The sequence below is a fragment of the Sulfitobacter sp. HI0040 genome (assembly GCF_001634885.1).
In the GTDB taxonomy this organism is placed as follows: domain Bacteria; phylum Pseudomonadota; class Alphaproteobacteria; order Rhodobacterales; family Rhodobacteraceae; genus Sulfitobacter.
Genome location: NZ_LWEX01000109.1, coordinates 1 through 7,020 on the forward strand (window position 1 = coordinate 1; position 7,020 = coordinate 7,020).

Consider the following 7,020-nt stretch of genomic DNA (forward strand, 5'->3'; position numbering starts at 1 on the left):
CCAGTTCGGCCAGCCGGTGTTCCAGCACATGGGTGTAGATCTCGGTGGTGGCCACGTCGGCGTGGCCCAGCATGGTCTGGATGGCGCGCAGATCGGCGCCCCCGGCCAGCAGATGGGTGGCGAAGGCATGGCGCAGGGTATGCGGCGTGACCTTTGCGGGATCGACACCGCCCGCCGCCGCGAATTCCTTGATCAGCAGGTAAAACCGGTGCCGCGTCAGATGGCCCGCCGCGCTGCGCGACGGAAAGAGAAAACGCGATACGGGCCGCCCGGCAAGGCGCGCGGTCTCTTCACGGGCATCGCGCGAGGTGAGCCATTCCGCCAGCGCCTCCCGCGCGGGGGGTGACAGGGGCACCATGCGTTCCTTGCCACCCTTGCCCAGCACCAGCAGCAGGCGCGGATCGCCCCGTGCGGCAGAAACGGGCAGGCTGACCAGTTCGCTCACCCGCATTCCGGTGGCATAGAGCAGTTCCATCAGGCAGGTATTGCGCTGCCGGTCCTCCGGCGCCCGGCCGGAGTTGCGCGCCGCCTCCAGCAGGCGGTCGACCTCTTCGACGGCCAGTACCTTGGGCAGGCGCTTGTCCTGCCCCGGGCCCGCGATCTGGATCGCCGGGTTGTCGCTGCGCAACCCTTCCTCGAAGGCGAAACGGTAGAGTTGCTTGATCGCCGAAAGACGGCGCGCGCGGGTGGAGCGGGCAAGCCCCGAATCGCTGCAATGCACAAGATAGGCTTCGACCTCCGCCCGGGTCGCGTCGGAAAAATCCCGGTCACGCCGGGCGAGCCAATGGTCGAAATCCTTCAGGTCGCGCCCATAGGCAAGCTGCGTGTTCGTCGCCGCCCCCTGTTCGGCTGCCTGAGCCTCCAGAAAGGTCGAAATCCAGTGAGAGGTGGGCGTGGGCATCAACCGCTCCGTTCCAGCAATAGCACCTGCAGCGCCGCGCGCCGGGCAGTGTCTTCGAGCCCGAGGGCCCGCAAGGTAGACAGCGCGTCGCGCAGGGCGCGCGTGTCGCCGCTGGCGCCCTCGTTCAGCAATCGCAACGTGTGCAGGATGGCGGAGCCGAGCTTTCCGTTCGCCGCGTGCTCCATCAGGTCGCTGCGTGGGACCGGGTCGGCAAAGGCGGCCTGCACGGCGCCCGCGGTTTCACCCTCCGGCGGGCGCTTGGGCGCTTCGCCCCGGGCCACGGCCAGCGCCAGCGTTTCCGTCGGGCCGGGGTGGGCCGGTTGCAGGTCGGCGTCCTGCGCAGCACTTTCATAGGCGGAGGAGAGCAATCCGATTTTCAGCGCAAGCGCCCTTGCCTGACCGCTCAGCGGTACCGACCGCAGATCGTCAAAGAAGAGTTCCGCAAAGGCGGTTTCCAGTTCCGCCTCGCGCATGGCTGCCCAGGCCTGGGGCAGGGTGCGGGCGACCGCTTCGGGATCACCGGTCTCCAACGCCCTGTCAAACCGCTGCAAGGCATCCACCCGGTCCCAGATGCCGCCCGAGGCCGCGGGTTTGCGCGCGGTATAAAGACCGAGCAGCAGATTATCGGGCAACGCACCGGCCCGCGTCAGCCGCTCTGCAGCCTCCAGCTGCGATTTCCATCCCGCCACATCGCGCAGATCCGCCACGGCGAAGGCGCGGGGCAGGTTTCGCGTGGGCTTGGGCTCCCCGATGGTTTCGAACAGGCGGAAGGCCATGGGGTCCATGTCGCGCGGCGTCTCCGGCGGGTCGCTGCCTTCGAAGAAATCGGGGTGCAGGAAGCGGTCCAGCAGGTCGAGCCGCGCATCGTCCATCAGCCCGAGCGCCGAGGCCACGCCAAAGGTCAGCGCCGCGTCCTCCCACGCGCCATCACGCGCCGCACAGAAGATCCGCAGATCGAGCGCTTCGCTCAGATGGGGGGCAGCGCGCATGGTGGCGCAGGCGGTGTCTTCGGTCCCGGCCAAAAGCGAAAGCTGCATCCATTGCGCGAAATTCTCGGGCCCGCGGGCGGGGCCGGCCTGTTCGATCAGCGCCAGGGCCGGGTCGACAGCCCCCAGCGCCTTCAGTTTGGCGACCCGCGCCCGGGCGAGCGCACCGCCGCCATCCGCGTCCCCCTCGGGGGGCAGCGCCTCCGTCAGGAGCAGGCGGAACAAAAGTGCCTGTGAGGCGGGCAGCACCGGGTCGGGCAACCTTTCGATCTGGCGGGCCAGCAGGTCCGGGTCACTGCCCTGCCAGATATCTTCCGGCAGGCCGGTGACATGGGACGGCACCAGCCCGATCAGCCGCGATTGTTCTTGCCGCAGCGGCGCGACCTGCACTTCGGGCGGGGTGGCACTGCGCGCCACGGGGGGCTCGCCCGGCTGCGGCAGCGCCACGGGGCGCGCGGGGTCACGGCGCGGTGTCGCGGTCTCATCAAGCCAGTCGATGACGGAAAGCGGCTGCTGCGGGGCGGGTTCCTGCGCGGGCACGCCCGTCGCCGCAAGAACCCCGATCAACACTGCGCCCCAGACCGATCCCGGTGCTGCGGACATAGGATCAGTCCCCCTGCAGGGTCACGGGCATGCGCGTCTCTACCTGCGGGGGCGAGAAGTCGGCGCCGAAGAAGGGTCCGATATAAGCATAGCCCACAAGCCCGATGAACCCGAGAATCAGCAGGATGATCAGAAGCTTGAAGAGTTTACCCATATATGCTCGCGCCCGGTTTGCCGTTGTTTCCCTCATTCTATATCTGGCCTTTTGTCCAAGATCACGTCATTCAGGAAAAAATGAGCGAAATTGAGCAAACCATGGCCGATCGGGCGCAGCCGCGCCCGCGCTTCCGTCTGCACAAGACGGTGGCCCTGGTCGGGATGATGGGGTCGGGCAAGACCGCAGTGGGGCGCAACCTTTCCACCGCGCTGGATGTCCCGTTCCGTGACAGCGACGCAGAGATCGAATCCGCCGCGAACCTGACCGTACCGGAGATTTTCGAACGCGATGGCGAGCGGTTCTTTCGCAAACGCGAGGCAGAGGTGATCGCCCGGCTGCTCGATGCTTCCCCCGGGATCCTTTCGACCGGGGGCGGTGCCTTTCTGGCCCCGGATAACCGGCGCAACATCAGTGCGCGCGGCCTGTCGCTCTGGCTCGATGCCGATCTCGATCTTTTGTGGCAGCGGGTCCGGCACAAGGATACCCGTCCGCTGTTGCGCACCCCCAACCCGCGGGCGACGCTGGCGGAGATCTATGCGGAGCGGGTACCGATCTACCGGCAGGCGGACCTGTCGGTGCGCTGCGCGCCGGAATTGTCGATCGACGCCATGGGCCGCCGCGTGATCGCCGCCCTGCTCGAACGGCCCGACGTGCTGGAGCGACTGGATGACTGAAACCGTACATGTGCCCCTGCCGGGGCGGGCCTATGACGTGGTCATCGGCCCCGGATTGCTGGCCGAGGCGGGCCAGCGCATCGCGCCGCTGCTCCGGCGTCCGAAGGTCGCCATCATCACCGATGAAAACGTGGCCGCCCTGCATCTCGACGCCCTGCGCGACGGGCTTGTCCGCGACGGGATCGACAGCCGCGCCAAGGTGCTGCCCGCCGGGGAGGCAACCAAGAGCTGGGAGAACCTCACGGCCTGCGTCGAATGGCTGCTGGATGAGCGGATCGAACGGCGGGACGTGGTCGTGGCGCTCGGCGGCGGAGTGATCGGCGATCTCGTTGGTTTTGCCGCCTCCATCCTGCGGCGGGGCGTGCGCTTCGTGCAAATTCCCACATCCCTGCTCGCGCAGGTGGACAGCTCGGTGGGCGGCAAGACGGGGATCAACACGCGCCACGGCAAGAACCTCGTGGGGGCGTTTCACCAACCCAGCATGGTGCTGGCCGATACCTTGGTGCTGGATACGCTTCCGCTGCGCGATCTGCTGGCGGGCTACGGCGAGGTCGTGAAATACGGGCTTCTGGGCGATGCCGAGTTCTTCGGCTGGCTGGAAAAGCACGGCCCCGCGCTGGCCCGGAGCGATGACAGCGCGCGCATCGCTGCCGTGCGCCGTTCGGTCGAGATGAAGGCCGAGATCGTCGTGCGCGACGAGACAGAGCAGGGCGACCGCGCGCTGCTGAACCTCGGCCATACGTTCTGCCACGCGCTGGAAGCTGCGACCGGGTATTCGGACCGGCTGCTTCACGGCGAAGGGGTGGCCATCGGCTGCGCGCTCGCCTTTGAGCTTTCAGCGCGCATGGGGCTGTGCCCGCAGGAGGATCCAAGCCGCGTCCGCGCCCATCTGCGCGACATGGGGATGAAGACCGATCTGGGCGACATTCCCGGCGAACTGCCCGGCCCCGACGCACTGCTCGACCTCATGGGGCAGGACAAGAAGGTGGTGGACGGCCAGCTTCGCTTTATCCTCGCCCGTGGGATCGGCAAGGCTTTCGTAAGCGCCGATGTGTCCCGGGAAACCGTTCTTGACGTGTTGTCCGACGGGATACGCGCGCAACGTCGGGCCTGAAGGGGGACCGGGTTGGGGCGAAGAAGCCGCCCTAAGTCACTTAGATAAAATAAAAAAAGGGCCGGCATTTGCCGACCCTCATGTTCAGATCCGAAGTACCGGATCAGAACGGAATTTCATCATCCAGATCGCGGGAGCCGCCACCGCCTCCGCGGTTGCCGCCGTCCGACGAGCCGCCGTAGCCACCGCCGCCGCCATAGCCCGGGTCAGATGGGCCGCTGTCGTAATTGCCGCCGCCGCCTTCGCCGCGACCGTCCAGCATGGTCAGCGTGCCGCCGAAGCCCTGCAGCACGACTTCGGTGCTGTAACGGTCCTGACCGGACTGGTCCTGCCACTTCCGGGTCTGCAACTGGCCCTCGATATAGACCTTGCTGCCCTTCTTGAGGTACTGCTCCGCGATCCGCACCAGACCCTCCTGAAAGATCGCGACCGAATGCCATTCCGTCCGCTCCCGGCGTTCGCCGGTATTGCGGTCCTTCCAGGTTTCCGACGTGGCGATGCGCAGGTTGCAGACCTTGCCACCGTTCTGGAAACTGCGCACTTCGGGGTCCCGCCCCAGGTTGCCGATGAGGATCACCTTGTTGACTGAGCCGGCCATTCCGCCCCCCTTGTTCGCTTGATGCCTTGAGCCGCGCCGAATCCCGCGCGCCCCGGGCCGTCTTATAGCTTGGTTGGCGATGGGTTAACACAAGGTTTAGGCCGGTTTTGGCCCATCCGGCCCAAAGACTGGCCCTGACGGGATGCTCTGGTATAGTCCCGCGCAAAAGATGACCGAGCAAGACGGGGGACGGGATGAAGATACGCACAGGAATGGCGGCGGGTTTGCTATGTGCGGTCCTTACGTCCCAGCCCGCGATGGCCGAAATTTTCGGCGCGGGCGACCGGACCACCAGCTTCAAGGTGCAAAAACGCATTCTCGATGATCGGGCCGCGCGCCAGTACAGCGCATCGGTGCGCCTGCAGCCGCCCAGCGTCGTGACACCGACGAAATGGGACACGCCCGAATACCGCGGCGCCTACAAGGGGGTCTATCTGGCGATGGCGCGGGATGCGGCGGTGCTGCACGGCGTGCCGGTCGATCTTTTCCTTCGGCTGGTCCAGCAGGAAAGCGGCTGGAACCCCAAGGCCGTTTCGCACAAGGGCGCGCTGGGGCTCGCCCAGCTGATGCCCCATACCGCCCGCCTGCTGCGCGTGGACCCGGCTGACCCGAAGCAAAACCTCGAGGGCGGCGCGCGCTACCTGATGCAGCAGTACCGCACTTTCGGCACATGGAAGCTGGCGCTCGCGGCCTATAACGCGGGGCCGGGCGCGGTCAGGAAATACGGCGGCGTGCCGCCCTATGCCGAAACGCGCAACTACGTGAAGGTCATCGCCGGTCTCTGATCCCGATCATTCGGCGGCCACGTCCACTTCGATCACCGGCTCCATCTCGGCGAATTTCTCGGCGCTGAGGTGGCATTTGACCTGATGGCCGGGCGCCATGGTCACCATGGGCGGCACTTCACGTTCGCACAGGTTGCCGGGCACCTCGCTCTTCCAGCGGCAGCGGGTCTGGAACGGGCAGCCGGGGGGCGGGTTCATGGCCGAAGGGATGTCGCCCTCCAGCACGATGTGCTTCTTCTTGACGGACGTGTCCGCAATGGGCACCGCCGACAGAAGCGCCTCGGTATAGGGGTGATAGGGTGGGGCGAATACCTGATCCGTAGTGCCCAGTTCGACCACATGACCAAGATACATCACCATGACCCGGTCGCTGAGATAGCGCACGATGCTCAGATCGTGGCTGATGAACAGCAGCGTCGTCTTCTGCTCGCGCTGGATCTCCATCAGCAGGTCCGTCACGGCGGCCTGCACCGACACATCGAGGGCAGAGACAGGTTCATCCGCCACCACGATACGCGCATCCCCGGCAAAGGCCCGCGCAATGCCCACGCGCTGCTTCTGCCCGCCCGAGAGCTGGCGCGGCATGCGGCCCGCGAATTCACGCGGCAACTTCACCAGATCGAGCAGTTCCAGCATGCGCTGTTTGCGCTCTGCCTCGTTCTTGCCGATCTTGAAGATCTCCAGCGCGCGGATGATCTGCCGCCCCACGGTCATCGAGGGGTTTAATGTGTCGAATGGATTCTGGAAGACCATCTGGATGTCGGCGACATTCTGGGTCGTCCGCGCCTCGATCGGCACATCGCCGATGTTCTGGTTGTCGAGCAGGATCTGCCCGTCAGTCGCGGTTTCCAACCCCATGAGAACCTTGGCAAAGGTCGATTTCCCGCAGCCGGATTCCCCCACGATGGCGAGCGTCTCGGATTCGCGCGCCTCGAAGGTCAGCGTTTCGTTGGCCTTCACCACCTTGGTATCGCCGCCGCCGAACATGGCGTTCGCCGCGACCTGATAATATTTCTTCAGGTCGTCGATCTTGAGAATCACATCCCCGACATCCCCCTTCTTCTTGGTGGCGGCGAGTTCGAGCGGTGCCTGCCAGTCGATCTCTTCAAAGCGGATGCAGCGGGTGTGGTGGCGCTCATTGCCGGGTACCGGTTCCATCGGAATGGATTGCGCATCGCAGCGACCGGCCACGAAATAGTCGC

The 7,020-nt window shown here is 66.0% G+C and carries 8 protein-coding genes; 3 read left to right on the forward strand and 5 right to left on the reverse strand.

Annotated features, from left to right (window positions below; translation table 11 throughout):
• The 3 genes from A3728_RS08100 to A3728_RS23420 all read right to left on the reverse strand — a co-directional run.
• The coding region (locus A3728_RS08100; protein ID WP_067921936.1) for a tyrosine recombinase at nucleotides 1-901 on the reverse strand (901 nt) is incomplete at its 3' end.
• The gene (locus A3728_RS08105) at nucleotides 901-2,490 is read right to left on the reverse strand and encodes a hypothetical protein (protein ID WP_067921939.1); all 1,590 of its coding nucleotides are present in this window, start codon (nucleotides 2,488-2,490) and stop codon (nucleotides 901-903) included. The genes A3728_RS08100 and A3728_RS08105, both read right to left, overlap by 1 nt.
• A gap of 4 nt (nucleotides 2,491-2,494) precedes the next feature.
• On the reverse strand, nucleotides 2,495-2,644 hold the full coding sequence (locus A3728_RS23420; protein WP_201722230.1) for a hypothetical protein: 150 nt from the start codon (nucleotides 2,642-2,644) through the stop codon (nucleotides 2,495-2,497).
• 80 nt (nucleotides 2,645-2,724) lie between these two features.
• On the opposite strand from A3728_RS23420, the gene A3728_RS08110 reads away from it, so the two are divergent.
• Together A3728_RS08110 and aroB are read left to right on the forward strand one after the other, a co-directional pair.
• Nucleotides 2,725-3,321 (forward strand): shikimate kinase, encoded by a 597-nt coding sequence (locus A3728_RS08110; RefSeq protein ID WP_067921952.1) that lies wholly within the window; start codon nucleotides 2,725-2,727, stop codon nucleotides 3,319-3,321.
• Entirely contained in the window at nucleotides 3,314-4,435 is a 1,122-nt protein-coding gene (gene aroB / locus A3728_RS08115) for a 3-dehydroquinate synthase (protein WP_067921942.1), read from the forward strand. Before A3728_RS08110 ends, aroB begins: the two co-directional genes overlap by 8 nt.
• Nucleotides 4,436-4,538: 103 nt before the next feature.
• Here the strand turns inward: aroB and A3728_RS08120 are convergent, their stop codons facing one another.
• Complete coding sequence (locus tag A3728_RS08120) at nucleotides 4,539-5,033, reverse strand: single-stranded DNA-binding protein (RefSeq protein ID WP_067921945.1); 495 nt, start codon at nucleotides 5,031-5,033, stop codon at nucleotides 4,539-4,541.
• Between the two features lie 257 nt (nucleotides 5,034-5,290).
• Between A3728_RS08120 and A3728_RS08125 the strand changes: the two genes are divergently transcribed.
• Nucleotides 5,291-5,818, forward strand: a complete 528-nt coding sequence (locus tag A3728_RS08125) for a lytic transglycosylase domain-containing protein (protein ID WP_082851128.1) — start codon at nucleotides 5,291-5,293, stop codon at nucleotides 5,816-5,818.
• A gap of 6 nt (nucleotides 5,819-5,824) precedes the next feature.
• Here A3728_RS08125 and A3728_RS08130 read toward each other — a convergent pair.
• The coding region (locus tag A3728_RS08130) for an ABC transporter ATP-binding protein (RefSeq protein ID WP_150120691.1) at nucleotides 5,825-7,020 on the reverse strand (1,196 nt) is incomplete at its 5' end.

What these genes read in the sequence shown, in the direction of transcription:
- A3728_RS23420 (WP_201722230.1), bottom strand. Translation starts at nt 2,644, where the DNA reads ATGGGTAAACTCTTCAAGCTTCTGATCATCCTGCTGATTCTCGGGTTC.
- A3728_RS08120 (WP_067921945.1), bottom strand. Translation starts at nt 5,033, where the DNA reads ATGGCCGGCTCAGTCAACAAGGTGATCCTCATCGGCAACCTGGGGCGG.
- A3728_RS08125 (WP_082851128.1), top strand. Translation starts at nt 5,291, where the DNA reads ATGGCCGAAATTTTCGGCGCGGGCGACCGGACCACCAGCTTCAAGGTG.
- A3728_RS08110 (WP_067921952.1), top strand. Translation starts at nt 2,725, where the DNA reads ATGAGCGAAATTGAGCAAACCATGGCCGATCGGGCGCAGCCGCGCCCG.
- A3728_RS08105 (WP_067921939.1), bottom strand. Translation starts at nt 2,490, where the DNA reads ATGTCCGCAGCACCGGGATCGGTCTGGGGCGCAGTGTTGATCGGGGTT.
- aroB (WP_067921942.1), top strand. Translation starts at nt 3,314, where the DNA reads ATGACTGAAACCGTACATGTGCCCCTGCCGGGGCGGGCCTATGACGTG.